At 74.9% G+C, this 26,216-nt stretch carries 27 protein-coding genes; 12 read left to right on the top strand and 15 right to left on the bottom strand.

The genetic code is table 11. The features are described 5' to 3' along the window. Nucleotides 1-61: 61 nt before the first annotated feature. Nucleotides 62-637 carry a DUF4240 domain-containing protein gene (locus tag ABGA99_RS30740; protein WP_347583894.1) on the bottom strand — a complete coding sequence of 192 codons (576 nt, stop codon included), beginning with the start codon at nt 635-637 and terminating at the stop codon, nt 62-64. 329 nt (nt 638-966) lie between these two features. Between ABGA99_RS30740 and ABGA99_RS30735 the strand changes: the two genes are divergently transcribed. After that, nucleotides 967-1,725, top strand: a complete 759-nt coding sequence (locus ABGA99_RS30735) for a GNAT family N-acetyltransferase (RefSeq protein WP_347579751.1) — start codon at nt 967-969, stop codon at nt 1,723-1,725. Between the two features lie 148 nt (nt 1,726-1,873). Here ABGA99_RS30735 and ABGA99_RS30730 read toward each other — a convergent pair whose 3' ends face one another. Continuing rightward, complete coding sequence (locus ABGA99_RS30730) at nt 1,874-2,491, bottom strand: Repetin (RefSeq protein WP_347579678.1); 618 nt, start codon at nt 2,489-2,491, stop codon at nt 1,874-1,876. A 293-nt stretch (nt 2,492-2,784) separates the two neighbouring features. Here ABGA99_RS30730 and ABGA99_RS30725 point away from each other — a divergent pair, with 293 nt between their 5' ends. Next, a complete protein-coding gene (locus ABGA99_RS30725) occupies nt 2,785-4,245 on the top strand; it encodes a VWA domain-containing protein (protein ID WP_347583893.1) in 1,461 nt (486 codons plus the stop codon). 10 nt (nt 4,246-4,255) lie between these two features. On the opposite strand, the gene ABGA99_RS30720 is transcribed toward ABGA99_RS30725, so the two are convergent. Continuing rightward, nucleotides 4,256-5,167, bottom strand: a complete 912-nt coding sequence (locus ABGA99_RS30720; protein ID WP_347583892.1) for an alpha/beta hydrolase — start codon at nt 5,165-5,167, stop codon at nt 4,256-4,258. Between the two features lie 101 nt (nt 5,168-5,268). Between ABGA99_RS30720 and ABGA99_RS30715 the strand changes: the two genes are divergently transcribed. Continuing rightward, on the top strand, nt 5,269-5,937 hold the full coding sequence (locus ABGA99_RS30715) for a winged helix-turn-helix transcriptional regulator (RefSeq protein WP_347583891.1): 669 nt from the start codon (nt 5,269-5,271) through the stop codon (nt 5,935-5,937). A gap of 69 nt (nt 5,938-6,006) precedes the next feature. On the opposite strand, the gene ABGA99_RS30710 is transcribed toward ABGA99_RS30715, so the two are convergent. Continuing rightward, the gene (locus ABGA99_RS30710; RefSeq protein WP_347583890.1) at nt 6,007-6,480 is read right to left on the bottom strand and encodes a MarR family transcriptional regulator; all 474 of its coding nucleotides are present in this window, start codon (nt 6,478-6,480) and stop codon (nt 6,007-6,009) included. Between the two features lie 69 nt (nt 6,481-6,549). Here ABGA99_RS30710 and ABGA99_RS30705 point away from each other — a divergent pair, with 69 nt between their 5' ends. Beyond that, nucleotides 6,550-6,927 carry a cupin domain-containing protein gene (locus ABGA99_RS30705; RefSeq protein ID WP_347579673.1) on the top strand — a complete coding sequence of 126 codons (378 nt, stop codon included), beginning with the start codon at nt 6,550-6,552 and terminating at the stop codon, nt 6,925-6,927. 69 nt (nt 6,928-6,996) lie between these two features. Here ABGA99_RS30705 and ABGA99_RS30700 read toward each other — a convergent pair whose 3' ends face one another. Next, nucleotides 6,997-8,316, bottom strand: coding sequence for an MFS transporter (locus ABGA99_RS30700; RefSeq protein ID WP_347579672.1), 1,320 nt, complete (start codon nt 8,314-8,316; stop codon nt 6,997-6,999). A 155-nt stretch (nt 8,317-8,471) separates the two neighbouring features. Here ABGA99_RS30700 and ABGA99_RS30695 point away from each other — a divergent pair, with 155 nt between their 5' ends. The 3 genes from ABGA99_RS30695 to ABGA99_RS30685 all read left to right on the top strand — a co-directional run bounded on the left by ABGA99_RS30695 (nt 8,472) and on the right by ABGA99_RS30685 (nt 10,801). After that, nucleotides 8,472-8,933 (top strand): MarR family transcriptional regulator, encoded by a 462-nt coding sequence (locus tag ABGA99_RS30695; RefSeq protein WP_347583889.1) that lies wholly within the window; start codon nt 8,472-8,474, stop codon nt 8,931-8,933. Between the two features lie 90 nt (nt 8,934-9,023). Then, on the top strand, nt 9,024-9,476 hold the full coding sequence (locus ABGA99_RS30690) for a GNAT family N-acetyltransferase (RefSeq protein ID WP_347579670.1): 453 nt from the start codon (nt 9,024-9,026) through the stop codon (nt 9,474-9,476). A 170-nt stretch (nt 9,477-9,646) separates the two neighbouring features. Continuing rightward, complete coding sequence (locus ABGA99_RS30685) at nt 9,647-10,801, top strand: winged helix DNA-binding domain-containing protein (RefSeq protein WP_347583888.1); 1,155 nt, start codon at nt 9,647-9,649, stop codon at nt 10,799-10,801. Nucleotides 10,802-10,950: 149 nt separating this feature from the next. Here the strand turns inward: ABGA99_RS30685 and ABGA99_RS30680 are convergent, their stop codons facing one another. After that, nucleotides 10,951-12,321: a serine hydrolase domain-containing protein gene (locus ABGA99_RS30680; protein ID WP_347583887.1), complete on the bottom strand. Its 1,371-nt coding sequence runs from the start codon at nt 12,319-12,321 to the stop codon at nt 10,951-10,953. Between the two features lie 10 nt (nt 12,322-12,331). Beyond that, nucleotides 12,332-13,435: a DMT family transporter gene (locus ABGA99_RS30675; RefSeq protein ID WP_347583886.1), complete on the bottom strand. Its 1,104-nt coding sequence runs from the start codon at nt 13,433-13,435 to the stop codon at nt 12,332-12,334. 73 nt (nt 13,436-13,508) lie between these two features. On the opposite strand from ABGA99_RS30675, the gene ABGA99_RS30670 reads away from it, so the two are divergent. Both ABGA99_RS30670 and ABGA99_RS30665 read left to right on the top strand, forming a co-directional pair. Beyond that, nucleotides 13,509-14,471: a LysR family transcriptional regulator gene (locus tag ABGA99_RS30670; RefSeq protein WP_347583885.1), complete on the top strand. Its 963-nt coding sequence runs from the start codon at nt 13,509-13,511 to the stop codon at nt 14,469-14,471. Nucleotides 14,472-14,535: 64 nt separating this feature from the next. Continuing rightward, the gene (locus tag ABGA99_RS30665) at nt 14,536-15,093 is read left to right on the top strand and encodes a GNAT family protein (RefSeq protein ID WP_347583884.1); all 558 of its coding nucleotides are present in this window, start codon (nt 14,536-14,538) and stop codon (nt 15,091-15,093) included. A gap of 40 nt (nt 15,094-15,133) precedes the next feature. Here ABGA99_RS30665 and ABGA99_RS30660 read toward each other — a convergent pair whose 3' ends face one another. From ABGA99_RS30660 to ABGA99_RS30650, 3 genes are all read right to left on the bottom strand, one after another. After that, nucleotides 15,134-15,805 carry an HAD family hydrolase gene (locus tag ABGA99_RS30660; protein WP_347583883.1) on the bottom strand — a complete coding sequence of 224 codons (672 nt, stop codon included), beginning with the start codon at nt 15,803-15,805 and terminating at the stop codon, nt 15,134-15,136. A gap of 70 nt (nt 15,806-15,875) precedes the next feature. Continuing rightward, the gene (locus ABGA99_RS30655; RefSeq protein WP_347579663.1) at nt 15,876-16,562 is read right to left on the bottom strand and encodes a response regulator transcription factor; all 687 of its coding nucleotides are present in this window, start codon (nt 16,560-16,562) and stop codon (nt 15,876-15,878) included. Further along, entirely contained in the window at nt 16,559-17,773 is a 1,215-nt protein-coding gene (locus ABGA99_RS30650; protein ID WP_347583882.1) for a histidine kinase, read from the bottom strand. Before ABGA99_RS30650 ends, ABGA99_RS30655 begins: the two co-directional genes overlap by 4 nt. A 143-nt stretch (nt 17,774-17,916) precedes the next feature. On the opposite strand from ABGA99_RS30650, the gene ABGA99_RS30645 reads away from it, so the two are divergent. From ABGA99_RS30645 to ABGA99_RS30635, 3 genes are read left to right on the top strand one after another with little or no spacing between them, the layout of a single operon-like run. Next, entirely contained in the window at nt 17,917-18,858 is a 942-nt protein-coding gene (locus ABGA99_RS30645) for an ATP-binding cassette domain-containing protein (protein ID WP_347579661.1), read from the top strand. Beyond that, a complete protein-coding gene (locus tag ABGA99_RS30640; RefSeq protein ID WP_347583881.1) occupies nt 18,855-20,495 on the top strand; it encodes an ABC transporter permease subunit in 1,641 nt (546 codons plus the stop codon). The genes ABGA99_RS30645 and ABGA99_RS30640 overlap by 4 nt, the downstream gene beginning before the upstream one ends. A 31-nt stretch (nt 20,496-20,526) precedes the next feature. Further along, on the top strand, nt 20,527-21,330 hold the full coding sequence (locus tag ABGA99_RS30635) for an ABC transporter permease subunit (RefSeq protein ID WP_347583880.1): 804 nt from the start codon (nt 20,527-20,529) through the stop codon (nt 21,328-21,330). A gap of 69 nt (nt 21,331-21,399) precedes the next feature. Here the strand turns inward: ABGA99_RS30635 and ABGA99_RS30630 are convergent, their stop codons facing one another. The 5 genes from ABGA99_RS30630 to ABGA99_RS30610 all read right to left on the bottom strand — a co-directional run bounded on the left by ABGA99_RS30630 (nt 21,400) and on the right by ABGA99_RS30610 (nt 26,036). Beyond that, the gene (locus tag ABGA99_RS30630) at nt 21,400-21,945 is read right to left on the bottom strand and encodes an alpha/beta hydrolase (protein ID WP_347583879.1); all 546 of its coding nucleotides are present in this window, start codon (nt 21,943-21,945) and stop codon (nt 21,400-21,402) included. 35 nt (nt 21,946-21,980) lie between these two features. After that, a complete protein-coding gene (locus ABGA99_RS30625) occupies nt 21,981-23,618 on the bottom strand; it encodes a PLP-dependent aminotransferase family protein (protein ID WP_347579657.1) in 1,638 nt (545 codons plus the stop codon). Nucleotides 23,619-23,689: 71 nt separating this feature from the next. Then, nucleotides 23,690-24,355 (bottom strand): phenylalanine--tRNA ligase beta subunit-related protein, encoded by a 666-nt coding sequence (locus ABGA99_RS30620; RefSeq protein WP_347579750.1) that lies wholly within the window; start codon nt 24,353-24,355, stop codon nt 23,690-23,692. 59 nt (nt 24,356-24,414) lie between these two features. Further along, nucleotides 24,415-25,026: a LysE family translocator gene (locus tag ABGA99_RS30615; RefSeq protein ID WP_347579656.1), complete on the bottom strand. Its 612-nt coding sequence runs from the start codon at nt 25,024-25,026 to the stop codon at nt 24,415-24,417. Nucleotides 25,027-25,133: 107 nt separating this feature from the next. Beyond that, the gene (locus ABGA99_RS30610) at nt 25,134-26,036 is read right to left on the bottom strand and encodes a LysR family transcriptional regulator (protein ID WP_347579655.1); all 903 of its coding nucleotides are present in this window, start codon (nt 26,034-26,036) and stop codon (nt 25,134-25,136) included. Nucleotides 26,037-26,216 lie beyond the last annotated feature (180 nt).

Here is a 26,216-nt window from a genome sequence, read left to right as displayed (position 1 = left end):
CGGCCCCAGACCTGGCCGGAGCGCTGTCCGAAGGCTCCGGCCAGGCGCGGCGTACCGCCGGCTACGCCCGGTCGGCCGCCCCCAGGTACAGGCGCGCCAGGCGCGGCAGGCGCTTCTGCATCTCCCTGTCGTCGTCGAAGTCGAAGTCCTCCCCCATGTCATGCGCCGCGGCGCCCTCGCCGTCCGCCGGCCGGTACTCCGCCCACGCCTCGTGGAAGGCGTCCCTGCTCCCCGTCAGCCGCTCGAAGGCGGCGCCCGCCGCGTAGTTGACCTCCTCCTGGAACAGGATCTCGTCCCGGTAATCCCGCGCGGCCTCGGCGACGTCCGGGTGCTCGGCAAGGCTGTCCGGCGCGGCCACCACGCGCTCGTACCACTCGCGGCCGAGGGATATCACCCCGGCGCGGAAGTCCATGAAACTGTCGTCCGAGCAGCCCCCTCCGATGAGATACGCGGCCGCCCACACGTCCCAGCGGTACAGGGCACCGTGCACCTCGCCGAACCGCTCCGCGTACTCCAGGATCTCCCGCCGGGTGAGCCCCGCGAGGAGTCCCACGAGCGCCTCGTCGAAGGGCACGCCGTCCGCCGCCGCGGAGGAGCGCGCCGATTCGACGAGGTGCCAGAACCGATCGATGTCCATGGCCCGTACTGTGGCACCCCCCGCTGACATTCCGGTCTCATCCCGGAAAGGCGTTGCATGGGGGCAGCCGGCATGGGACATTGGCCGCCGTCCGCGCGCTCGCGGACGCCTCCGCCGGCCGCCCGCCGGCGCACTCACGGTGAGGAACGAAGCCTTTGATCCCGGCGCCCGTCAGCGGCCGCCGTCGGCGCCGAGTGGCCCGCCCGTTTTGGTAGCGGAGCCGCCCGCTCGATCCGCCGGACCCGCCCGTCCCGTACGGCGGCCCCACGCTCTCTTCCGTATCCGCACGTCAGAGACTTCGTGAGGTCGATACCACCGTGGCCACCCCCCTGGACAAGCAGGTCCAGAACTTCGCCGTCGCCCATCTCCGCCGCCGCCCCGACGTCGTCGAGACCGGCGGCTTCGTCGCCGGTTTCGCCGTCGACACCGACAGCCCCTACCTCAACTACGCGACCCCGCTGCCCGGCACCGCCCCCACCCCCGGCGACGTCGCCGCCCTCATAGGCGCGTTCCGGGAGCGGGGGCTGCTGCCGCGGCTGGAGTTCGCGCCGCAGGCCGCGCCCCGGGTGGCGGCGGCGCTGCGGGCGGCGGGATTCGGCACGGAGGCCGTGCACGAGTACCTCGTCTGCACCCCGGACACCTACACCGATCCCCTCCCGCGCGGCAACGGGCCGACGGTGGAGACCCCCGCCACCGACGCGGAGTTCCGGGCGCTGGACGCGGCGCTCGCCGAGGCGTTCGGCGGCGCGTTCGCCGCGTCGGCCGAGGGCGCGGCGCGGCTGCGGCGGCTGGGGGAGGACGGCGGGGAGGTGCGTTTCGTACGGGCCGGGGACGGCGGCTGCGCCGGCGGCGCGACGTGCTCGCCGCCGGCCGAGGACACCGCCGAACTCGCCGGCGTCGGCACCCGCCCCGCGCACCGGCGCCGCGGAGTCGCGGCGGCGGTGACGGCGGCGCTGACGGCGGCGATGTTCGGCCGCGGGGCCGGATCGGTGTGGCTGGAGTACTCCGGCGCGGGCTCCCGCGGCACGTACACGCGCGTCGGCTACCGCCCCGGCGGCACCCGCCTGTACGTCTCCCTGCCCGGCTGACGGGGGTGTTCACGCCCGGGGCGGGCGCATCAGCTGCAGGTACCCGCCCCGGGGGTCGAGCACACCGTCGTGGCCCGCCCGCCGGGCCACCGGCTCGACCGGGGCGACGAAGTCGTCGTGGGCGGGGGCGACGTCGGAACTCCGCGGTTCAGAGCTCCGGCTGCCAGGGCTGGACCCGGAAATCGCCGGTGCCGCGCTTGACCTTCTCGAACGGCGCCGAACTCACGCACGGCGCCAGGTCCTTGTCCTCCACCGGGCTGCCCGTGCCCGCCCAGCTGTAGCCGAGCCGGTCGTGGCGGCCCTGGTCGTGGACGGTGACGCCGACGCGCAGGCCCTTCGCGCCCGGGAGGTCGGTGTCGGTGATGACACCGGAGACGACGGCGACCTTGCCGCCGGTGACGAGACAGTCGACGTCGGCCTCCGCCCACGCGCCCTCGCCGCCGAGGTAGTGGCTGAAGCGGAACGTGCCCGTTGCCTTGCGGGGGTTGTCGTTGTGCTGCGCGGCGAGGCGGGCGTCGAAGGAGAACGTGATGTCGTCGCCGAGCGACCGGGTGAGCTTCGCGGTACCGGTCAGGGAGGCGGCGGGCCGCTCCCCGCGGTCGGCGCTCCGGGGGCTCGGGGCGCTCTGGGTGCTTTCGGCGCCCCGGGTGGCGCGGTCGTCGGTGCTGCCGTCGCCGGCCGCGGCGGCGGTGCCGGCGGTGGCCGTCGCGAGCAGGGCGGCGGAGAGGGCGACGACACGAAGGCGGTTGCTGCGTACGTAGCGCAAGAGAACTGCTCCCCAAGGGCTGTTGCCCCGGACGATCCGGGTGCCAGCAGCCTCGCCCGCGGCGGGGGCCCGCCGCGTCAGCCCGCGGCGGCAAGCGGCGTACCCCCGTGGTCTGCCCCACCACCCGGCCCGGCTACCTCCCCGGCATGACACGCTGTACCTGACCAGGGCAGGCTTCCGGCCACCGGCCGCGGAACCCGGCCGCGGCGCCGGGAGTTCCCGACGGAACCACGGGGCGTGCGCCGCACGTCACCGCAGCCGCAGCCCGACCGCATCGGAGAGGGACCGATTCCATGGCCACCGGACCGCTCGCCAAAGGCGCCAACCTGCCCGTCGACGCCCCCGCGGTACGCGCCGAACTCTCCTGGTCCGAAGGAGCCGGCGTACCCGACGTCGACGCCTCGGCTCTGCTGCTCACCGCGGCCGGCCGGGTCCGGGACGACGGCGACTTCGTCTTCTACAACCAGCCGCAGCACACCTCCCAGGCGGTCACGCACCTCGGCAAGCAGCAGGCGGGCGGCCGTTACACCGACTCCGTCGAGGTGCTGCTGACCTCGCTGGGGCCGGGCATCGAACGGGTCGTCCTGTGCGCCTCGGCCGACGGCGGCACCTTCGGCCAGGTGCCCGGGCTGTCGCTGCGGCTCCTGGACGCAGGAACGGGCGCCGAACTGGCCCGCTTCGACATGGAGGCCACGACCGAGACGGCGTTCGTCGGCGGCGAGCTGTACCTGCGCAGCGACCGCTGGAAGTTCCGCGCCGTGGGCCAGGGCTACGCCTCGGGGCTCGCCGGCCTGGCCACCGACTTCGGTATCACGGTCGACGATTCCCCGCCCCCTCCCTCCCCCACCGCACCACCCGCGCCTCCGGCCTCCCCGGCACCGTCGCCGGCGGCACCTCAGCCCGCAGCCCCGGCGGCACCCCCGCCCGCGCCCGCGGCACCCGGCACGTCGCCCGCCCCCGCCCCGGCACCCGCCGCGTCCGGCGGGCCGCGGCTGGTCAAGGGCGAGGAGCACCTGCCCGTCGACATGCGCAAGCGGCTGTCGCTCCGCAAGGAGCAGGTGGCCATCACCCTGCGCAAGCACGGGGCCGCCGACATCTCCGCGCGCGTCATCATCGTCCTGGACGCCTCCGGCTCCATGACCCGCCTCTACGCCCAAGGCGTCGTCGCCGATGTCGTCGAGCGCATGGCCGCTGTCGCCGCGGAGTTGGACGACGACGGGGCCATGCAGGCGTGGACCTTCGCCTCCCATCCGGCCCGGCTCCCGGACCTTCTCCTGGGGGATCTCCCCGAGTGGCTACGACTGCACGTACGCGTCGGGCAGCTTGCCCTCTTCCGCCCCCGCAAGAAGCGCAAGGGCCTGGAGAACGGCCAGATCGACATGCGGACGGTCGGTATCCAGAACGAAGAACAGAAGGTCATCGCCGAAGTCCGCGCCTACGTCCGCGAGAACCCTGCCCCCGATCCGACACTCGTGCTGTTCTTCTCCGACGGCGGCGTCTACCGCAACGCCGAGATCGAGCGCGAGCTGCGCGAAGCGGTCGAGGAGCCGATCTTCTGGCAGTTCGTGGGGCTGGGCGCCTCCGACTACGGCGTACTGGAGCGGTTCGACAGCCTCGTTGGCCGCCGCGTGGACAACGTCGGGTTCTTCGCCGTCGACGACATCAGCGGACTCCCCGATCCGCAGCTCTACGACCGCCTCCTCTCCCAGTTCCCCGGCTGGATCACCGCCGCCCGCCGCGCCCGCATCCTCTGACCCTTCGGTCTCACCCCCGCCCGCGACTCCGACCCGCCGCGCCGGTGTGCGGGACGAGCGCGGCTATGACCGTGTCCCACAGCTCCGGGGGTGGCATCTGGTGGCCCATACCCTGCAGCGGTACGAGCCTGGCTCCCGGAATCTCGCGGGCCAGCGCCTCGCCGTGCGCGTAGGGGAACAGCGGGTCGCGCGTGCCGTGGAGCACGAGGGTCGGCGCGGTGATGTCGCCGAGGGACAGCGCGGCCGGCTCCTTTCCGTCGTCGAGCAGCCAGTGGTTGGCGGCCGCGGCGGGGGCGGGACTGCGGTCGAAAGCCCGCCCGGCCACGCGCCGTACACGCTGCTCGTCCACCGGGATGGCGCCGGCGAAGGTGCGTTCACCGGCGAGGAAGTGCGCGAGGACCGACTCGCGATCGGACCAGTCCGGCCCCGGCTGGGGCTCCGCGAACTTCCGGGCCAGCTCGTCGCTCATCGGCGGCAACTCGGGGCGGTCGGGCCCGCCCGGCCCGTTGGGGCTCGTGGCGATCAACGTCAACGAGGCCACCCGGCCGGGGAAGCGCGCCGCGATGGCCTGGGCCATGCCGCCGCCCATGGAGACGCCCACGAGGTGCGCGGAGTCGAGGCCGAGTGCGTCGAGCAACCCGACCACGTCGGCGATCAGATCCTCGCCGCCGTACGTCGGCGCCCCGACCGGGAACGTCGTGGACCGGCCCGTATCGCGCGTATCGAAGCGGACAACGTACCGCCCGGCCGCGGCCAGGCGTGAGCAGAAGCCGTCCTCCCACCAGTCCATCGACGCCTCCGCGCCTCCGATCAGCAAGATCGGCGGATCCTCGGCCGCGCCGAACGTCTGCGTACAGATCTCGACCTCCCCGACGCGCACCAACCGCTCCGCCTCGGGCCGGACTTCCGCCGTGCCGTTCATGACCCGCCTCCCTCACCTGGCTTTCCCGAAGGCTACTACATTTCTCGGAGTTCGTGCTACGTTTTTCGTAGCAGAATCGGCAGCGTGGGAGGAGAGCGGCGATGGCGAGGGGCAGCGGCGACGAGAGGCGGACGTACGGGCAGGCGTGCCCGATCGCCCACGCGCTCGACATGATCGGGGAACGCTGGGCGCTGCTCGTCGTGCGCGAGCTGCGCCTGGGCCCCCGCCGCTACGCCGACTTGCAGGCCGCGCTCCCCGGCGTCGGGCCCAGCGTGCTGTCCCAACGCCTGTGCGACCTGGAGCGCTTCGGTGTGCTCGCGCGCCGTACGCTGCCGCCGCCCGCGTCGGCGAAGGTGTACGAGCTGACGGAGTGGGGCAGCGAGCTGGAGCCGGTCTTCGCCGCCCTGCGCACGTGGGGGCTGCGCTCGCCGGTGATACCCCTGGAGGGGGTGCTGACGTCCGACACCGTGCTGCTCGGGCTGCGCGCCTACTTCCAGCCGCAGCCGCACGCGGCGTGGTCGGCGAGTTACCGCATAGAGCTGGATCGCGAGGTGTACCGGGTGGAGGTCGCCGACGGCGAGCTGACCGCGGTGCGGCGTGGCGAGGAGCCGCGGTCCCCGGACGTCGCGGTGGCGACGGACCACGACACGCTGCAGTCGGTGCTGTCCCGCGAACGCCCGCTGTCCGAGGCGGTCGAGGCGGGGGAGCTGACCATCGAGGGCGACGGTGAGGTGATGGAGCGGCTGGTGGAGGCGGTGCAGCGGAGCTGAGGCCGCGACCTCCTGCTCATGCCGGACAGGCCCCTCGGTCGCCGCCCCGATCGTCGGCCGGGCGCCGGGTCACCAGACGGGGCGGAGCGGGGGGAGCTCGTCGCCGGCGAGGCCGTGGACGAGGCGGAGGAGTTCGGTGCGCAGGAGAGAGGTGTCGGCGCCTGTGCGGCGGGCGAGTTCGGCTTCGAGGCCGTGCAGGGCGTCTCCGGCGAGGGTGAGGTGCCGGCGGGCGGCGTCGGTGAGGACCACGAGCTTGCGCCGGCCCCCGGCGGGGTGGGCGGTGCGGAGTACGTAGCCGCGGCGCTCCAGGTCGTCGACGAGTTGGCCGGCGGCCTGTTTGGTGACGCCGAGCCGGGTGGCGAGTTCGCTGCTGGTGGCGCCGTCGGCGCCGAGGATCTGGAAGATCATGCCGTGCACCGGCCGCAGGTCGGGGTAACCGGCGTCGGCCACCCGCTCGTTGAACTCGGTCAGGACGAGCTGGAAGGCCATGCCGAGCAGGAACAGCAGCTCGGGCGCCGGCGGGCTGTCGGGGTCGCGGGTCACGGGGACATCTTGACACGGTTGAGTAAAACTCCTTTACTCAGGCTATTCGAGTAAAGGAGCTTTACACGTATGAAGGTCATCAGCCCCACCCCCGACCGCACCGTCACCACCCCGAACGCCGCCATGGAATCCCTCGCCACCCCCTCCCGGGGCAGCGCCGCGCTCAGCACCTGGCGGGTTCGGATGGACGCCGGCCGGTCCGGGCCCGTACACGCCATCGACCGCGAGCAGGTCTGGATGGTCATCTCCGGCTCCCTCACCGTGACCTGCGGCGGCCGCACCGAGACCGCCACCGCCGGGCAGGCGGTCCTGCTCCCGCCCGACGTGCTGCGGCAGCTCGGCGCGGCCGAGGACACCGGTGCCGTCGAGGCACTGGTGGCGATGGAGGCGGGCGGCGGCGCCGTCACCGAGGACGGCACGCGCCACCCCCTGCCCTGGGCGGAGTAGGGAGCGCCGGTACGCCGGGGATGCGGACGGTCGGCACCGGTCGCGCGGCACGCGGGCCGGGGGTGCGCGTCAGTCGGCGGTGGTCGAATGGGTCCGTGCGGCGGCGCTGTCCTCGTTCCGTACGGCGGCGCTGTTCTTCTGCAGGTCGTCGCCGACTTGGGCGCCTGCCGCGCTGCCCGTCACCCGTACCGTGCGTGACGCGGTCGCCGCGCCTGCGGCGCGGGCCGTGCGGCGCTCCAGCCTTGCGGCCAGGAGCGCGAGGGCCAGGCCGGAGGCGGCGAGGGCGGCGCCGACCCAGTTGGGGGCGGTGTAGCCGAGGCCGGCGGAGATGACGAGGCCGCCGAGCCAGGCGGCCAGCGCGTTGCCGAGGTTGAACGCGCCGACGTTGACCGCGGAGGCGAGGGTGGGTGCGGCGGCGGCCTGGTCCAGTACCCGCTTCTGCAGCGGCGGCACGGTCGCGAAGCCGAAGAACCCGACGAGGAAGATGCTCACGGCCGCCGCCGGCTTGCTGTGCGCGGTGAGCGTGAACAGCGCCAGCGTCGCGGTCAGGGCGCTGAGGGCGACGTACAGCATCGGCATGAGGGCGCGGTCGGCGAAGCGGCCCCCGATCAGGTTGCCGCCGACCATGCCGAGGCCGAAGAGGGCGAGGAGCCAGGTGACGGAGCTGTCGGCGTAGCCGGCGACCTCGGTCATCATCGGCGCGATGTAGGTGATGGCGGCGAAGACTCCGCCGAAGCCGACGACGGTCATGCCCATGGCCAGGAGCACCTGGACGTTGAGGAACGCGGCCAGTTCGCTCCGGAGGCCGGTGGCGCCGGGGGAGGAGGGCTCCCTGGGCGCCTGCGGCAGGTCGGGTACGAGCCTGGCCACGCCGGCCAGCCCGACCACCCCGATCGCCGCGACCGCGAGGAAGGTGGCCCGCCAGCCGACGGTCTGCCCGAGGAGCGTGCCGCCGGGGACGCCGACGACGTTGGCCACGGTCAGCCCCGTGAACATCATCGCGATGGCCCCGGCCCGCTTGTCCCTGGCGACGAGCCCGGCGGCGACGACCGCGCCGATGCCGAAGAACGCGCCGTGCGCGAGCGAGGCGACGATGCGCCCGGCGAGCAGGATGCCGAAGGCGGGCGCGAGCGCGGAGAGGACGTTGCCGGCGATGAACAGGCCCATGAGGCCCATCAGCATCCGCTTGCGCGGGACGCGGGTGCCGAGCGCGGTGAGCAGCGGGGCGCCGCCGAAGACGCCGAGGGCGTAGCCGGTGGTGAGCCAGCCGGCGGTGGGGACGGAGACGGAGAACTCGTCGGCCACCTCGGGCAGCAGGCCCATGACGACGAACTCGGTGGTGCCGATCCCGAAGGCGCCGATGGCCAGCGCGAGCAGCGCGAGAGGCATGCGGGGACTCCTGCGGTGGGTGCGGGGACTGCCATTTACCAAGCGCCCACAATAATTGTGTACGCCTATTCTTGCAAACGCGGGCTATTGCGGTCGTGGAGTAAACTCGGGATCAGGAGGGCGAACGCACGCACTCACGGGACGCGGAGGCGCTCATGGCGGCCACAGCCGAGCAGCTCGACGAACTGGCCCGGGGCTGGTCGGCCCTGGCATCCCTGCACGCCCGCATCGAGACCCACGTGGAGCGCACGCTCCAGCGTGCGCACCGGCTGAGCGCCCGCGAATACTCCGTACTGGACGCCCTCAGCCGCCAGGACGAGTTCCACCTGCGCATGAACCAGCTCGCCGACACCGTCGTCCTCAGCCAGAGCGCCACCACCCGCCTCGTCACCCGCCTTGAGGACCGGGGCCTGCTCAGCCGCTACCTCTGCCCGGACGACCGCCGCGGCATCTACACCGAGGTCACCCCCGCCGGCCGTCGCCTCCTCGCCGAAGCCAGGCCCGGGTACGAGGCATCCCTGCGCGCCGCGCTCGACGAGGCCGCGAAACGGCCGGAACTGGCGCCGCTGGTGGCGGCGGTGGAGACGCTGGAGGCCCCGCCGGCGTACGTGCCGTAGGAGCGCGTGCGAAAGAAGGCGGCGTGCAGGACGTCCAAGGGGCGCGTACGGCAACGGGGCGCGCCCCAGGGTACGCGTAGGGTCGGCAGCATGACCGACCTGGCAATCCGGCGCGCGACGGCCGCCGACGTCCCCGCCATCGTGGCGATGCTCGCCGACGACCCCCTGGGCGCCACCCGCGAGACACCCGACGACCCCGCCCCGTACGACGACGCCTTCGCGCGCCTCGCAGCCGACCCCGGCCAGTACCTCGCCGTCGCCGAACGCGACGGACGCGTCGTCGGCACGGTCCAGCTCACCGTCATCCCCGGGCTGTCGCGGCGGGGTGCGACGCGGGCGCTCATCGAAGCGGTGCGCGTGCACCGCGAGGAGCGCGGGGGCGGGCTGGGCACGCAGCTCATCGAGTGGGCCGTCGAGGAGGCGCGAGGGCGGGGGTGCGCGGTCGTGCAACTCACGTCGGACGCGACGCGCACGGACGCGCACCGCTTCTACGAGCGGCTGGGGTTCGCGGCGTCGCACGTGGGATTCAAACGGATGCTGTAGCGGGCGCGGGCGCGGGCCGGGGTTCCGAGGGGCCGGCCGCGGGCTTGTCACCGGGCGGGGCACTCGCTTCCCGCGTTGAATCTTCCCTGGTCAGAGCGCTTACCGCGGATGCGATCCGAAGTTATCCACAGGCCCGAGCGGGTCGGCGTGGGCTTCGGCATACTGCCACTATGCAGATCACGACAGAGCAGCGGCGAGCCCGGATCGGCGTGCGGCATGCGCTGGCTCCGATCGCCCGCGCGGCCTCGCCCGTCGCCGCCGCCGACGCGGTCGTCGCGCTGCATGCGACGGACGCGGCGACCGTCTTCCTTTCCGCCTGCGCGCGGATGAGGGATCCCGGTGTCACGCCCGTCGAGCGCGCGCTCTACGAGGAAGTGGCGCTGGTGAAGCTGCTGTCCATGCGGCGGACGCTCTTCGCCGTCAGCCGCGAGCTCGCGCCCGTCGTGGACGCGGCCGCCGCGCGCGCCATAGCGGCGCGCGAGCGCGCCACCTTCCTCAAGCACCTCAAAGACTGGAACGGCCTGGACGAGGCATGGCTCCAGCGCGCCGAAGCCGCCGCGCTGGCGGTGCTCAAGGACAAGGGCGAGGCGACCGGCAGCGAGATATCCGCCGCCGAGCCCCTGCTCCGCACGAAGATCACGGTCTTCCCCGGCAGCCGCCAGGAGACGCAGCAGGGCGTGACGACGCGCGTGCTGCGGATGCTGGCCTGCGACGGACACATACGCCGCGGACACCCGCGCGGGTCATGGACGTCGAGCCAGTTCCGGTGGGCGCCGGGCGAGGACTTCGGCGGCATGGACGTCACCGAGGCGCAGACGGAGCTGACCCGACGCTGGCTGTACGCGTACGGACCGGCCACCGAAGCGGACCTCGTGTGGTGGACCGGCTGGACGAAGACCGCCGCGCGCAGGGCACTGGCCGCGACCGGCGCCGTGGCGGTGGAACTGGACGAGGGCACGGGGTACGTGCTGCCCGACGACACCGAGCCGGTCGCGGAGCCGGAGCCGTGGGCGGCGCTGCTCCCGGGGCTCGACCCGACACCGATGGGCTGGAAGGAACGCGACTGGCACCTCGACGCCGGCTACCGCAAGGCGCTGTTCGACGGCAGCGGCAACGTGGGGCCGACGGTGTGGTGGAACGGCGAGGTCGTCGGCGGCTGGGCGCAACGACAGGACGGGGAGGTGGTGTGGCGGATGTTCACGGACGTGGGCGGCGACGCGGAACGCGCGGTGGCCGCGGAGGCCGAACGACTGACGGCATGGGTGGGCGACGCCCGAATAACGCCGAGGTTCCGCACGCCGCTGGAGAAGGAGTTGACGGCATAGGGGCGACGGCGTAGCCGTCGGCGTGATCTTCACGCGGCCGGTGTGTCCGGCCGGCCGCCATGGCCGGGTCCCGGGTCTCCCAAGCCGGCTGCCGGGCTCTGTCGTTGTGCACGTCGACGGCGTCGCGTGTCCGGGTGGGACGGGAAGGGTTACGTCCAGCCGCGGGTGCCGCCGGGGACGGGGGCGTTCCGGTCGTACGGTTCGCGGGTGAAGACGAAGGTGCCCAGGTCGAGGTGCGACACCTCGCCGTCCGCCGATCGCTCCACCCGCAGCGTCTCACCGGCGCAGTAGCCGTCGACCGCGGTCCACGTGCCGTCCGCCTCCGGGCGCAGCCGGGAGGCGTAGCCGTTGCCGGTCAGCGGACTCAGGTCCAGCCACCGGTCCGCCTTCAGCCGCAGCGCGTGCGGGTTCGCGCCCCAGTACCACGGGCCCGTGAGGGCGAGCAGCTCCGGATCCACGGCGTCCGCGGCCAGCGGACGCCACGGCTCGGGGACACGCGGCTCGTACCGCACCACGCTGCCGATCAGATCTGCGGCCAGTCCGGAGACGGACACACCGGAGGTGACGTTCGTGAGGGCGACCGCGCTCACCCCCTCGTCGACATCGGAAAGGAGGCAGGCGAGGAAGCCGGGCATGGAGCCGGTGTGGCCGGCGAGCAGCGTGCCGTCGCGGCGGATGAGCTGGAGCCCCAGCCCGTACGCGCTGTCCCACGACGCGACCTCGGGGGCAACGGCAGGGGTGCGCATCTCCGCCAGCGTGTCGGCGGAGAGCACCCGGTCGTCGCCGCGGACGAGGAAGGCCGCGAACCGGGCCAAGTCGCCGACCGTGGACCACAACTGGCCCGCGGGGCCCATCCGGCCGGTGTCGTGCAACGGCTCGGGCTGCATGACGTCGGCCCACGGATGGACGGCGAAGCCGCCGGCGTGCGGGGCCTCGGGCAGCAGCGTCGTACGCCGCAGCCCCAGCGGCTCCAGCAGTTCGCGCCGCAGCACGTCGCCCCACGGTGCGCCGCGCAGTGCCTCGACGAGCGCGCCGAGGTAGGCGAAGCCGGGGTTGGAGTAGTGGTGCAGGCGGCCCGCCGGGTGGCGGGTGGGGTCGCCGTCGAAGAGTTCGCCGAGTTCGGGGCGCAGGGTGCCCGGGGTCCGCTCCCACCAGGGGCCGCGGGGCTCGGCGCCGATACCGGAGCTGTGAGAGAGGAGTTGAGCGATGGTCACCGCGGGGGCCTGAGTGCCGGGGACGTGCTTCCCCAGCGGATCGGCGAGGTCGACAAGGCCCTCGTCGCGCAGCCGGAGCACCAGTACGGCGACGAACGTCTTGGTGATCGAGCCGATGCGGTACTGGGTGTCGGTGGTGGGTTCGTGCCCGTCGATCATCGAGCGGGCACCGGACCAGACGGTCTCCCCGTCGCGTACCACGGCCGCGACGAGCGAAGGCGTACGTCCCTCGCTCTGCGCGACGGCGAGCCGGTGGCGCAGGGCGCGGGCGGTGACGGGGAGCAGGGCGTCGTGATACGGCGGCATGGGCCGCAGCCTAGCCGCGGCCCGTGCTGCGGAGCGCGGAAGTTTCGGCGCCCCGGGCGGCGCCGACGCGGGTGGCGTACCAGACGGTGGCGATCACCAGCACGCAGCCGGCGTACTGCGTCGCCGTGGGCCGCTCGCCGATGAACGCGACGGCGGTGGCGATGGCGAGCACCGGCTGCAGCAGGAGCAGCGCCGCCCCGGTGGCCGGGGCGAGCCGGGGCAGAGCGGGGGTGATGAGGAGCAGGGCGAGGACCTGGCCGAGCGCGGCCATCGCGGCCAGCCAGCCGAGGGCGGCGGGCCCGGGCGTCGGATCGATACCGGTCCACAGCGCGCCGAGGACGCCGGAGGCGATGCCGGCGGAGAACGTCGCCGTGCACACCGGCACGGCGATGTGCCCGCGGGCACGGGAGGGGGTGGAAGGAGCCGGGGCGGTGCCGGCGAGGCGGGTGAGGAAGAGGTAGCCGGCGAAGGCGACACCGGCGGCGGTGCCGTAGAGGATGCCGCTGACGGGGCTGCTGCCCGGTTCCGGGTCGCCGATCGCGCCGCCCGCGAGCGCCACCCCCGCGAGCAGCACCGGGGCGGTGAGCCAGAAGCCCCGCGGCAGGGGCGTGCGTGTCAGCAGGCGGGCCAGCAGCGGGAAGACGAGCACCTGGATGTTGAGCAACACAGTCGCGATGGAGGCGCCGACGTCCCGGATGCTGGCCGCCCAGAAGACGAAGTCGACGCCGAGCAGCAGCCCGGCCGCCAGGTCCGTGAGCACCGGGCGCCGGGCGCGGGGGCCGAGGCGGCGGAGTTCAACGGCCGCCAGTGGGGCGAGCAGCAGCAGCGCCAGGGCGCAGCGCAGGAAGGCGGCGGTGCCGGCGTTCACGTCGGAGAGCTTCACGAAGATCGCCGACAGCGAGATGCACGCCGAGCCGCCGATGACCAACGTCACCGGTGTGGCCAGCCGGGTCAGGAAGCGCTGGTCGTGGCCCGTCCCGTGGCAGGGCTCGTGGCCCTGCTCCGGGCCCTGGTCGTAGCCCCGGTGGTGTTCCGGGGCGGCGGAGTTTCCGGCCGGTCGACTGCGGAGGGGTATGTCGCCCTGGCAGTCCTGGCTGTCCCCGTCGACTCGCATGCTCCTCACTCTGCCTGCCCGCTCTCGCAAGAAAAAGCGATGATTCGTTAGCCGCAAGCGTTAGCATCACTTCGTGTTCAGTCTGGAGCGCCTCCGCGCACTCGACGCCGTCGCCGTCCACGGCACCATCGCCCGTGCCGCCGAGTCGCTGCATGTCACCGCCTCCGGCGTCTCGCAGCAGCTCGCCAAGCTGGAGCGCGAGTCGGGGCACCGGCTGCTGGAGCCGTACGGGCGCAGCGTCCGCCTCACTCACGCCGGCCAGGTGCTCGCCGCGCATGCCGCCCGGGTCTGTGCGCAGGTCGCCGAGGCCGAGGCGGATCTCGCCGATCTGCAGGACGAGATCCTCGGCCCGCTGCGCCTCGGCGGTGTCGGAAGTTCGCTGCGCGCGCTGCTGCCCGAGGTACTGACCGCCCTCACCGCCTCGTATCCGCGGCTGGCCCCCACCGTCGTCGACGGCGAGGTCGTCGAGCTGGTGCCCCGGCTGGTCGGCGGCGAGCTGGATCTGCTGCTCATCGAGAGCTGGAGCAGCCGTCCCATCCGCCTGCCGCAGGGGCTGACGGTGCGGACGCTGGTCGTCGAGGACGTGCAGTTGGCGCTGCCGGACGCCCATCCGCTGGCCGGCCGCGAGCGCGTCGGCCTCGCCGAGCTGGGTGATCTCGCCCACCCGAGCGGGGCGGCGGTGTGGGCGAGTTGTCCGGTCGGCACCGAGCCCTACGAGGGGCTGACGCAGGCGCTGCGCGAGGTGGGTCTGGAGCCGGAGGTGCGGTACCAGGTCACGGAGTACGCCACGCTGCTTGCGCTCGTGCGCGGCGGGTTGTGCGTGTCGCTCGTACCCGAGATGGCACAGCGGCCGTGCCCTCCCGGGGTGCGGTTCGTGCCGGTGCGGCCCGCGGTGCGGCGTTCGGTGCAGGCCGCGTGGCGGTCCCGGGGCGAGAGTCCGGCCGTACGGGCCTGCGTCGCCGCCCTCGCCGAAGCAGGGCGGACGGAGACGGCGCTGGCGGAGGTGCGGCGGGCGGAGCCCGCCGCGGGTGGATGACCTGCGGGGTCTGTCGGCGGCCCGTGCGAGGATCACCGTACGGAGCACAGCCACTGGAGGACCGATGTTCGCGATACCCCTGGGTGACGACGGTGCCGAGCTGCGGCCGCTGGAGCCGTGGCAGGCCGAGGAGTTCCTCGCCCACATGGACCGCGGGCGCGAGTTCATCGGCCGCCACGTCGGCCTCCCCGACGCCACCGCCGACCTCGAATCCACCCGCGCCTGGCTCCAGTCGTACGCCGACAAGACCGCCGCGGACGCCGGCCGTCTCTACGGCATCTGGCTCGACGGTCTCCTCGTCGGCGGCGTTCTCTTCCGCGTCTTCGACGCGCAGCAGCGCACCTGCGAGGCCGGCTGCTGGCTGGAGCCCGCGGCGTCCGGCCGCGGGCTGGTCACGCGCGCCACCCGCGTGATCATCGACTGGGCGGTGCACGAGCGCGGCGTGGAGCGCGTGGAGTGGCTCGTCTCCACGGAGAACATCCCGAGCATCAAGGTCGCCCAGCGCCTCGGCATGAGCCGTGAGGCCGTGCTGCGCGCGAAGCACCCCTACCGGGGGGTGCGGCAGGACACGGAGGTGTGGTCGGTGCTGGCGTCCGAGTGGGGCAAGGGGCGGGAGGCGTAGGGGCGTCTGCCGCTCGTACGAGCCGTGCGGCCCCGCCCCGTCAGTCCGCCGCGCCCGCCGCCTCCAGCAGGACCGGCAGCTTACGCATGTCGTCGAAGAGCACGGTGTCCGGCCCCGCCAGCCAGTCGGCAGGTGACAGCCCGCCGGTGAAGCCGTACGCGCGCATGCCCGCGGCGCGCGCCGCCTGGACGCCGTAGCGGCTGTCCTCGACCACCGCGCACGCCTGCGGCGCGTAGCCCATCTCCCGCGCCGCGTGCAGGAAGAGGTCCGGCGCGGGTTTGCCGCGGCCACCGACGTCGGTGGCGGAGTAGATGCGTCCGGCGAAACGGTCGTACAGCCCGGTCCGGCCGAGGGTGCGGCGCATCCGGTCGTGCCCGCCGCTGGACGCGACGCACGTGGGCAGGCCGGCGGCGGCGATGGCGTCGAGCGCGTCGACGACGCCGGGGACGGCTTCGAGGCGGTCGAGGCCGGCGAAGAACTCCTCGTAGTAGCGGGTGCGCCAGGTCTCGTCGGTGCCCGGGCCGAGGCGTTCGACGACCATGGCGCCGACGGATTCCTGGGACTTGCCCATGAAGAGTTCGACGGCGTCGGCTTCGGTGAGCGGCCAGCCGAGTTCCGCCCCCACGGTGACCTGCGCGGCGGCGGCGATGCGCTCGGAGTCGACGAGGACTCCGTCGCAGTCGAATATCACGAGTTCGATGGCTCCGGGCATGGTCACGAGGCTAACCGAGCCGCGCCGGTACGAGCCGGGCGGCCGGCCCCGGGGGCCCGGGCCCGGACCGTCAGCGGGCGCCGGGGACGACGAGCCCCGTCTCGTACGCCATGACCACCGCCTGCGTACGGTCCCGCAGCCCGAGCTTGGCCAGCAGCCGGCTGACGTGCGTCTTCACCGTCTCCTCGCCGACGTGCAGGCGCGCGGCCAGTTCGGGGTTGGACAGGCCCTCCGCGAGCAGCCGCAGCACCTCCGTCTCGCGCGGCGTCAGCGCGGCCAGCGGCGCCGCCGCCCCGTCCCGTTCCGGCCGCGCCGCGCGCAGCCGCGCGAACTCGGCGATCAGCCGCCGCGTGACCCCCGGCGCGAGCAGCGCCTCGCCGGCCGCGACGACGCGCACCGCGTCGAAGAGCCGTTCCGCCGTGACGTCCTTGAGCAGGAAGCCGCTGGCGCCGGCGGCGAGGGCGTCGTAGACGTACTCGTCGAGGTCGAAGGTGGTGAGGATCAGCACCTTCGGGTGCGGCGGCTCCGCCGTGAGCCGGGCGGTGGCCTCGATGCCGTCGACCCCGGGCATGCGGACGTCCATGAGCACGACGTCGGGCCGCCGGGCGCGGCAGACGCGGACCGCGTCGGCGCCGTCGTGTGCGGTGCCGACGACGTCGAAGTCGGGCTGGGTGGCGAGGAGTCCGGCGAAGCCGGCGCGGACGACTTCGTGGTCGTCGGCGACGACGACGCGCACGGGGTTCGCGGGGCCGGTCATGCGGCGGTTTCCTCCCTGCCGGTACGGGTCTGTGCGGGGAGGGTCGCTTCGAGGAGGAAGCCGCCGCCCGCGGCGGGGCCGCTGCGGAGCCGGCCGCCGACGGCGGCGGCGCGTTCGCGCATGCCGAGCAGCCCGTGTCCGCCGTCCGCGGGGCCGGGACCCGGGCCGTTGTCGCGGATGCGCAGGCGCAGGGCGGCGTCGGTGTAGTGGAGTTCGACGTCGACGGCGGCGCCGGGGGCGTGCCGGCGCGCGTTGGTGAGGGCTTCCTGCACGATGCGGTACGCGGTGAGTTCGATACCGGTGTCGAGGGGGCGTACGGCGCCGCTGACGATGAGGCGGACGGCGGCCCCGGCGGCGTCGCGGGCGCCGTCGAGGAGTTCGTTGAGCTGGGCGAGGCCGGGCGGGGGGCGGCGTTCCGCGGGGGCGGCGCCGGCGTCTTCCCGCAGCACGCCGAGCAGGCGGCGCATCTCGGTCAGCGCGGTACGGGCGGTGTCGCCGATGTCGCGGAGCCGCCGGGCGCCTTCGTCGGGAAGGCCGGGGGTGGTGAGGCGGGCGGTTTCCGCCTGGACGGAGATCATCGAGATGTGGTGGGCGACGACGTCGTGGAGTTCGCGGGCGATGCGGGCGCGTTCGCCGCGGGCGGCGTGTTCGTAGAGGGTGTGGGCGATGGCGCGTTCGGTGGCGCTGTGGGCGGCGGCGGCGCTGCGGGCGCGGCGGGCGAGGCCCGTGCCGGTGGCGGCGGCGAGGAGGACGGCGGCGGCTACGGCGAGCAGCCGGCCGGTGGCGTCGAGCCGGCCGCCGGCGGCGGCGCCGGGGTCGCCGACGGCGTAGCCGGCGAGCGGCAGCACGAGCAGGACGGCGAGGGTGCGGGCCCGGCGGGTGCCGTGGCGGGCGAGGCGGTGCAGGAGGAGCGCCTGGGCGGCGACGCCGGCCGCGACGGGGGCGCCGAGGAGGGCGACGAGCGGGGCGTTCGCGGCGGTGGCGAGGACGGCGGCGGGGGCGGGGTGGGTGCGGAGCAGCGCGACGGGGGCGGTGGCGCCGAAGGCGAGCAGCAGGGCGGCGGTGAGGCGGTCGCCGGCCCCGGCGCGCAGGACGGTGTCGACGGCGGCGAGGAGCGCGAGGAGCGCGGCGGCGGCGACGGGCCCGTCGGGGGAGGAGGCGAGGCGGCGCACGCCCCTGCCCCCCGCCGGCTCCCCCCGTGCTCCCGTCACGCCGCCATTGTCCCTGCGTACACCCCTTCCGGCGTCCCTCCCGCCCAGGACGGTCGCCTCCCCCACACGAGCTACCCCGCCGTCCGCAAGACTCCTCCCCCGCGTGACGACCCGCCCGCCGCCCGCTTCGTAGCCTCCTCACCATGGCAGCGTCAGAAGCAACCATCGAGGTCCGGGAGCTGCGCAAGCGCTTCGGTCCCGTCGCCGCCGTGGACGGCCTGTCGTTCACGGTCGTCCCCGGTCAGGTCACCGGGTTCGTCGGCCCCAACGGGGCCGGGAAGTCCACCACCATGCGCATCGTCCTGGGCCTCGACGCCCCCGACGCGGGCAGCGCGCTGGTCGGCGGCCGTCCGTACGCGGCGCTGCGCCGCCCGCTGCAGCACGTCGGCGCCGCGCTGGACGCGGCGGCCGTGCACCCCAGCCGGCGCGGGCGCGACCACCTGCTGTGGCTGGCGCACTCGCACGGCCTGCCGCCGCGCCGCGTCGACGAGGTGCTGGAGCAGGTGGGGCTCGCCACGGCGGGGCGGCGGCGGGCCGGCGGCTACTCGCTGGGGATGCGCCAGCGCCTCGGCATCGCCGCCGCGCTCCTCGGCGATCCGCCGGTGCTGCTCTTCGACGAGCCGGTCAACGGCCTGGACCCGGAGGGCATCCGCTGGATACGCGGCCTTCTGCGCCGGCTGGCGGCGGAGGGCCGGGCGGTGCTCGTCTCCAGCCATCTGATGAGCGAACTGGAGGACACCGCCGACCACCTCGTCGTCGTCGGCCGCGGCCGGCTCGTCGCGGACATGCCGGTGGCCGCGGTGCTGGCCGCGGCCTCCGACAGCCGCGTCGCGCTGCGTACGGGGGCGCGGGAGCGGGCGATGACGGTGCTGGCGGCGGCGGGGGCGACGGTGGCGGCGACGGGCCGGGAGTCGCTGACGGTGTCGGGGCTGCCGGCGGAGCGGGTGGCGGAGGTGCTGGGCGCGGAGGCGGTGCCGTTCTCGGAGCTGGCGGCGCACCGGGCGTCGCTGGAGGAGGCGTACATGGAGCTGACGCGCGGCGAGGCGGAGTTCGCCGCCGGCCCGGAGGGGGAGGGTCCGCGATGAGTACGGGGATCGGTTCGGGGTCCGGTACGAGGACGGGCACGGGGACGGGCGCCGACGTCGGCGCCGGGGCGCGGGCGGGTGCCGGGGGTGTGGCCCCGTACCGCTCGAAGCTGCCGCCCGCGCGTGCGGGCTTCTGGCAGTTGCTGCGCGCCGAGTTCACCAAACTGCGCAGTGTCGACCGGTGGCTGCTCACGCTGCTCGCGGGCGTGGTCGTGACGGTGCTGGTGTCGCTGGTGTCGGCGGGCGGCAGCGAGACGGCCACGTCCGACGACGACGGCGGCGGCTCGGGCACCAAAGCGGCGGCCCGGGTGGCGGACTCGTTCCGCTTCGTGCACCGGCCGCTGGCCGGGGACGGCAGCGTGACCGCGCGGGTGACGGACCTGACGCTGGGCGAGGGCACGGACGCGCCGTGGGCGAAGGCCGGCGTGATCGTGAAGGCGGGCGCGGAGCCGGGGAGTCCGTATGTGGCGCTGATGCGCACGGCCGGGCACGGGGTGCGGCTGCAGTACGGGTTCGCGCACGACGTCGCCGGTGGCGCCGTGGCCGGGGACGCCCCGGTGTGGCTGCGGCTGACGCGCGAGGGCGACCGGCTGACCGGCTACGAGTCCGCCGACGGCGAACGCTGGCGCGAGGTCGGCAGCGTGCCCGCGGCCGGGCTGCCGGACACGGCGCGGGCGGGGCTGTTCGTGGCGGCGCCGGAGACGGTGCGGGTGGAGCGGTCGTTCGGGTCGCTGAGCATCGGGGCGGGGCCGAGCGCGGCGACGGGGGTGTTCGACAACGTACGCCTCGACGGGGGCGGTTCCGGCGGCGCGACGGGCAACAGCGGGAGCGGCGGCGGTCGTGCGGACTGGCGGGACGAGGCCGTCGGCCCGCCGTCCGGCCCGGCGGCGGCGAACGGACCGGTCGGCGGCACCGAGCGCGCCGGCGGCACGTTCACCGTCACCGGCTCCGGCGACATCGGCCCGCTCCCGCCCGCGGGCGACCTGACGTGGATGAGCCTGGCGGGCGCCCAGGTGGGGCTGATCGCGTTCGCGGCGCTGGGCGTGCTGTTCATCACCGCCGAGTACAAGCGCGGCATGATCCGTACGACGTTCACCGCCGGCCCGCGGCGCGGGCGGGTGCTGGCGGCGAAGGCCACGGTGCTGGCGGCGGTGGCGTTCGCGGCGGGGCTGGCTGCGGCGGTGGTGTCGTTCCTGGCGGGGCAGCGGGCGCTGCGCGCGAGCGGGCACCGGCCGCCGCAGTTCCCGGAGGTGTCGCTGACCGACGGACCGGCGCTGCGGGCGGTGGTGGGCACGGGGCTGCTGCTGGCGCTGGTGGCGCTGTTCGCGCTGGGGCTGGGGGCGCTGCTGCGGCACACGGCGGCGGCGGTGACGATCGTGGTGGTGCTGTTCGTGCTGCCGCTGGTGCTGGGCGGGGGCCTGCCGCTGGGGGTGGTGGAGTGGCTGTTCCGGGTGACGCCGGTGGCGGGGTTCGGGGTGCAGAGCACGACCCCGCGGTACGAGCAGGTGGAGACGGTGTGCCTGCCGGAGGACGGGTGCATGCCGCAGGGGCCGTGGGCGGGGCTCGGGGTGCTGGCGGTGTGGGCGGCGGTGGCGCTGGCGCTGGCGGTGTGGCGGCTGAGGCGGCGCGATGCGTGACGGGCGACGGGGGAGGCGGGGGCCGCGGTACGTGCCCGGGGCCCGGGTGGCGTTCGGGGGCGTGCGGGACGCCGGGTACGCGGCGCGGGCGGAGTGGACCAAGCTGCGTACCGTCCCGAGTACGTGGTGGCTCCTCCTCGCCGTCGCCGCCGTCACCGCGGCGGTCGGCGCGGGCGCGGTCAGCGGACTGTCCACGGCGCACTGCCCGCCGGCCGGCTGCCGCGAGGACGTCGTGAAGACCAGCCTGACGGGCGTGTGGGCCGGGCAGGCGGCGGTCGCCGTGCTCGCGTCACTGGCGTTCACGGCGGAGTACGGCACGGGCACGATCCGTACGACGCTGACCGCCGTACCCGGCCGGCTGCGGGTACTCGCCGCGAAGGCCGCCGTGGTCGGTGCCGCGGTGCTGGTGGCGGGCGGCGCGGGGGTGCTGGGCGCGCTGCTCGCGGGACGGGCGCTGGTCCCGGCCGGCTTCGCCGCGTACGACCTGGGGGCGGGGCCGGTGCTGCGGGCCGGCTTCGGGACGGCGCTGTACCTGGTGCTGGTGGCGCTGCTGGCGCTGGGCCTGGGCGCGGCGCTGCGGGACACGGCGGGGGCGGTCGCGGCGTGCCTGGGGGTGCTGTACGCGTCGCCGCTGGTCGCGGGGATGCTGTCGGATCCGGAGTGGGTCGAGCGGTTCCAGCGGTACGGGCCGGCGTCGGCGGGTCTCGCGGTGCAGTCGACGGTGGACACGGCGGAGTTGCCGATCGGACCGTGGGCAGGGCTGGGCGTACTGGCGGCGTGGTCGGCGGCGGCGCTGGTGCTGGGCGCGGCGGTGCTGCGCCGCAGGGACGCGTGAGGGGGACGGGCTACGGACGCCCGGAACCCCCGCGCCGCCACACCCAGTTGCGCGTCCGCCTCCGCCCCGTCACCCCCGCACCCCGTCGAGGAACCCCGTCACCGCCTCGCCGAACTCCTCCGGCGCCTCCGACCACGGCAGGTGTCCCGCCCCGGCGAGCACCACCCGCTCCACCCGCGGCAACGCCGCCACCAGCGAATCCACCGCCGTCCGCGGCCGGATGTCCGACTCTCCGTCCACGACCAGCACCGGCACGTGCGACTCCGCACACTCCCCGCGCAGTCCGACCGACCCCAGCTCTCTCCCCTCCTCGGCGACGAGCGCCGCGTTGGCCTCCGCGTTCACCCCGAGGAAGGGCGTCGCCATCCGCTCGGCCTCCGCCAGCGCCCGCGGGCCCGCCGGCGGTACGAAGTCCGCCGACCACTGCAGCACGCACGCCTCCCGCTCCTCCGCCGCACCCCGGCCGCCCTCCAGCGCCCCCCGCGCCCACAACTCCCGCAGCCGCGGCAGCCGCACGCCGAGCGCGGCGTCGCCCTGCCGCACGGCCCACAGCCGCACCCCGTCCCCGGCGGCCACGACCCTGCCGCCCGTCCGTCCCACGTCCTCACCACCCATCTGCGCACGCTGTCCCCGCCGTTGTCCCGGCCCCGCTACCTCCCCCGCAGTGCCCGTCCGAGCAGCCGCACCCCCTCGGTCACGGCGTCGGGGTGGCTCGCCGCGTAGCCGAGGACCAGACCGGGCGGGCCGGGGCGGAGGCGGTGCCAGGACAGGGGCTGCACCTTGACGCCGCAACCGAGCGCCGCCGCCGCCAGCTCCGTATCGGTCACCCCCGCCAGCGCCGGATCCCCTCCCGGCTCCGAACCGGTCGCCCTCGTCAGTCCGGCACCGGCCGCCCCCGCCGCCGCTTCCCCGCCCGGCCCGCGCCCGCCGCCCGTCGCGCTCCCGCCGCCCGCCCCGCCTCTCCCGTACGCACCGGAGCCGCCCGCCCCGTCGAACGTCACCGTCAGATGCAGCCCCGCCGCCGCCCCGTGGACCACCGCGCCCGGCAGGTGCTCCGCGATCGCCGCGATCATCGCGTCCCGCCGCCGTCGGTGCCGCCCGCGGAGCAGCCGCAGGTGCCGCTCCAGCTCCCCCGACTCCATCAGCCGGGCCAGCACGAGCTGCGGCAGCACCGCGTTGCCCAGGTCGGTGAAGCGTTTGGCGTTCACCAGCGCGTCCCGGTACTCCGGCGGCGGCACCACCCAGCCGACCCGCAGCGCCGGCGCCAGCAGCTTCGACACGCTGCCCATGTAGCAGACGCGCTCCGCGAGCATCGCGCGCAGTGCGGGCACCGGCGGCCGGTCGTAGCGGTGCTCGGCGTCGTAGTCGTCTTCGAGGACGAGCCCGCCGCCGTCCTCCGCCCAGCGCAGCAGCTCGCGGCGGCGCTCGCCGCTGAGCACCGCGCCGGTCGGGAACTGGTGCGCCGGGGTGAGCAGCACCGCACGCGCGCCGGTGGCGCGCAGCGCGTCGACCCGTATGCCGTCGGCGTCGACCGGCACCGGGAGGATGTCCAGTCCGCCGTTCTCCAAGTGCTGGCGCGTGCCGAGCGAACCGGGGTCCTCCAGCGCCACCGCCCCCACGCCGTCGGCGCGCAGCACCGGGTGCAGCAGGGTCAGCGCCTGGGCCGTGCCGGCGACGACGACGACGTCGTCGGGGTCGGCGCGGATGCCGCGGTTGCGGGCGAGCCAGCCGGCGACGGCCCGGCGCAGCGCGGGGGTGCCGTGCGGGTCGCCGTAGCCGAGGTCGGCGGCGGACAGCTCGGCGAGGACGGCCCGCTCCGCGCGCAGCCACGCGGCGCGCGGGAACGCGGCGAGGTCCGGCAGCCCGGGGGTGAGGTCGATCGACGCCGGGGCGGCACGGAGGACTTCGAAGGCCTCGGGCCCGGGCGCGGCGGGAAAGAACACGGCGGGCCGCTCCGCACCCCCCGCCCGGGGGCCGGGACCCGCTTCCACCGGTGCCGCGACCACGACGGTCCCCCCGCGCCGTCGCCCCTCGACGTGCCCGTCCTCCGTCAGCCGCCGGTACGCCTCCGTGACCACCCCGCGCGACACCCGCAGCTCCGCCGCGAGCACCCGCGTCGGAGGCAGCCGGCCGCCCACCGCCAGCCGGCCGTCCGCGATCGCCTCCCTGAGCCGCCACGCCAGCCAGTCCGCCATCCCGCCCGCCGGTGCGTCCCCGACGTCGAGCTGCAGGAAATCCGACCCGTACGCTTTGGACCTCTCGGAGGCCGTTTTCTCCACCCCGTTCATAGAGCCATCGTGGCACGGCTCACTGACAACGCCCCTCCGAAGGCCCGTCGCCCCAGCTCGGACCGGGTGGATCAGTCCCCGAACACGAACTCCGGCTCCGCCGCCGTCAGCAGCGCCGCCTTCGGCGCCACGCCCCACAACCGCTCCAGCTCCCCCTGAACCGCATCCGTCAGCTCCGCCACGTCCGCCGCAGCCGTCTCGTGCACGGCCTCCGCCACCACCAGCACCCGGCGCGTCGCCGCGCCGACGGCCGAATACCCGCTCTGCCGGTTCGTCCAGCGCCGCGCGTGCGCCCGCCCCGCCGAGTCGGCGAACGTCACCTCACCCGCCGCCGGATGCTCGCTCCCACCGCCGAACGTCGTGTACGTCTCGTCGCCCCGCGCCCGGCGCACCTGCAGCCACGGCTCCGCGATCCGGTCCACGTCCAGGACCGCCACGGGAATCGCATACGCCACGGAGACCGCGTTGCACAGGTCCACCACCGGGTGAATCCGCGGCAGCGACCCCTCCCGCCGCAGCCGCCGCAGCAGGGACTCCGACGCGCACCGGTACTGCGTCGGCCGCAGCCCCAGCCGCGTGTACGTCCGCCGCCACGCCCGTACCTCGGGGAACTCCCCCTCGGTGCCCGCCGCCAGCCGCTCCCGTGCGACGTCCGTGTACGCCGCGACCCGCGCCTCCAGCTCCGCGCCCCCGCCGGGGCCGGCCGCGTCACCGGCCCCGAAGTCCCCGTACAGCACGCCCGCCGCCAGCTCCGGAAACTCCGCCCGCAGATCCTGCGCATGCCCGAACCGCATCGTCACGCCACCGCCAGCTTCGCGCCCAGGCCGACGAACGACACCGCGAACACCCGCCTGATCCCTGCCATCACCCGCGGCCGTCCCAGGATGTGCCCGCGGACGGCCGCCGCGCAGATCCCGTACGCCGCGAAGACCGCGAAGGTCAGTCCCATGAACACCGCGCTCAGCCGCAGCATCGCCGCCACCGATCCCTCCTGGCCCGCCGGCACGAACTGCGGCAGGAAAGCCACGAAGAACATCGTCAGCTTCGGGTTGAGCACGTTGAGCAGCACGCCGGAGACGATCACCCGGCCCACCGGCTGCGGCCCGGCCGCCGCGTCGTCCGCGACGACCAGGGCCTCCTTGTCGCGCAGCGTCGACCACGCCATGTACAGCAGGTATGCGACGCCCAGGTACTTCACGACCTCGAACGCCACGGCGCTGGCGTGCAGCAGCGCGGCAAGCCCGGTGACGGTGGCGACGACGTGCGGGACGGTGCCGAGCGTGCAGGCGAACGCGGCGACCACGCTCGCCCGCCGGCCGTGGGACAGCCCGGCGGCGAGGGTGTAGACCACGCCGGTGCCCGGCGTGACGACCACGACGAGCGTGGTCAGCAGGAAGGCGGTGCTCACGAAGGGCCTCCGGCGATGGTGACTCGGCTACGGCAAAACGGCACCAGCCTCGCCCGCCGATGGCCCGTCGGGCAGAGCCAAAGAAGACCGAGATCAGGAGTCCATAATTACGGAGCCTCCTGAGCGTCCATCCCCGCCGCCACCATGTCCGCGAACGCCCGCGCCAGCGGCGACAGCGCAGCCCACCGCCGCACCGCCCACCCCGCCCACAGCGGCGGCAGCTCCGGTACGGGGACGAGCCGCACCCCCGGATGCCGCCCGCCCCGCCACCCCGGCAGCTCCGGCACGATCGCGTAGCCGAGCCCCAGCTCCGCCAGCAGGATCGCCGTGTCCCAGTCCGCGACCGACGTGTCGAACGCCGGCAGCCGCACCCCCGACTCCGCGAACCACGCCTCCAGATGCGCCCGCGAACTCGAATTCGCCGGCAGCCCGATGAGCCGCACCGCCGCCAGGTCCGCCGCCCCCACCGACGACCGCTCCGCCAGCGGATCGCCCTCCCGTACGGCCAGCACCCACCGCAGCTCCGCGGCGCGCCGCAACTCCACGCCCCGTACCGGTGCGGCGATCGTGATCCACGCCAGGTCCGCGCCGCCCGCGGCTAGCGCGGCGACGCAGCCGCGACTGGAGTTCTCCGTCTGGAATTCCAGGCTGACCTGCGGATACCGCTCGCGGAACGCCACGACCGCCGCCGACATGAAGTGCCGTACGGTCGTCGCCCCCGTCGTCACCCGCACCGAGCCGCCGTCCCCGCGCGCCAGGTCGCCCAGCCGCCGCAGCGCGTGGTCCACGCCGCCGATGCCCTCGGCGGCGGCGGTACGCAGCAGCTCCCCGGCGTGCGTGGGCACCACGCCGCGCGGATGCCGCTCCACGAGGCTGAGGCCGACCTCCCGCTCCAGCCGCTTGACATGCTGGCTGACGGCCGACTGCGTACAGCCCAGCTCCCGCGCCACCGCGCTCAGGCTCCCCGCCCGGCACACGGCGACGAAAACCCGCAGGTCGTCCAGAGTCATGCGCGTCAAGCTAACCCTTGGGGACGCCCAAGGACACCCGAGGATTGACTTGGAGGGACCCTCGCGCCCACGATGACCACGATCTTCGCTGTACGCCCGCGCCCGGCCGACCGCCCGCACCAACCCGCCCGCACGACCCGCCCGCACGACCCCGGCAGTACGGGACCGCCCCGCACCCGC

It is taken from the genome of Streptomyces sp. B5E4, from assembly GCF_039871555.1.
Taxonomy (GTDB): Bacteria; Actinomycetota; Actinomycetes; order Streptomycetales; family Streptomycetaceae; genus Streptomyces.
The sequence above is the reverse complement of the archived record's forward strand: the minus strand, read 5'-3'. Positions and strand labels throughout refer to the sequence as shown.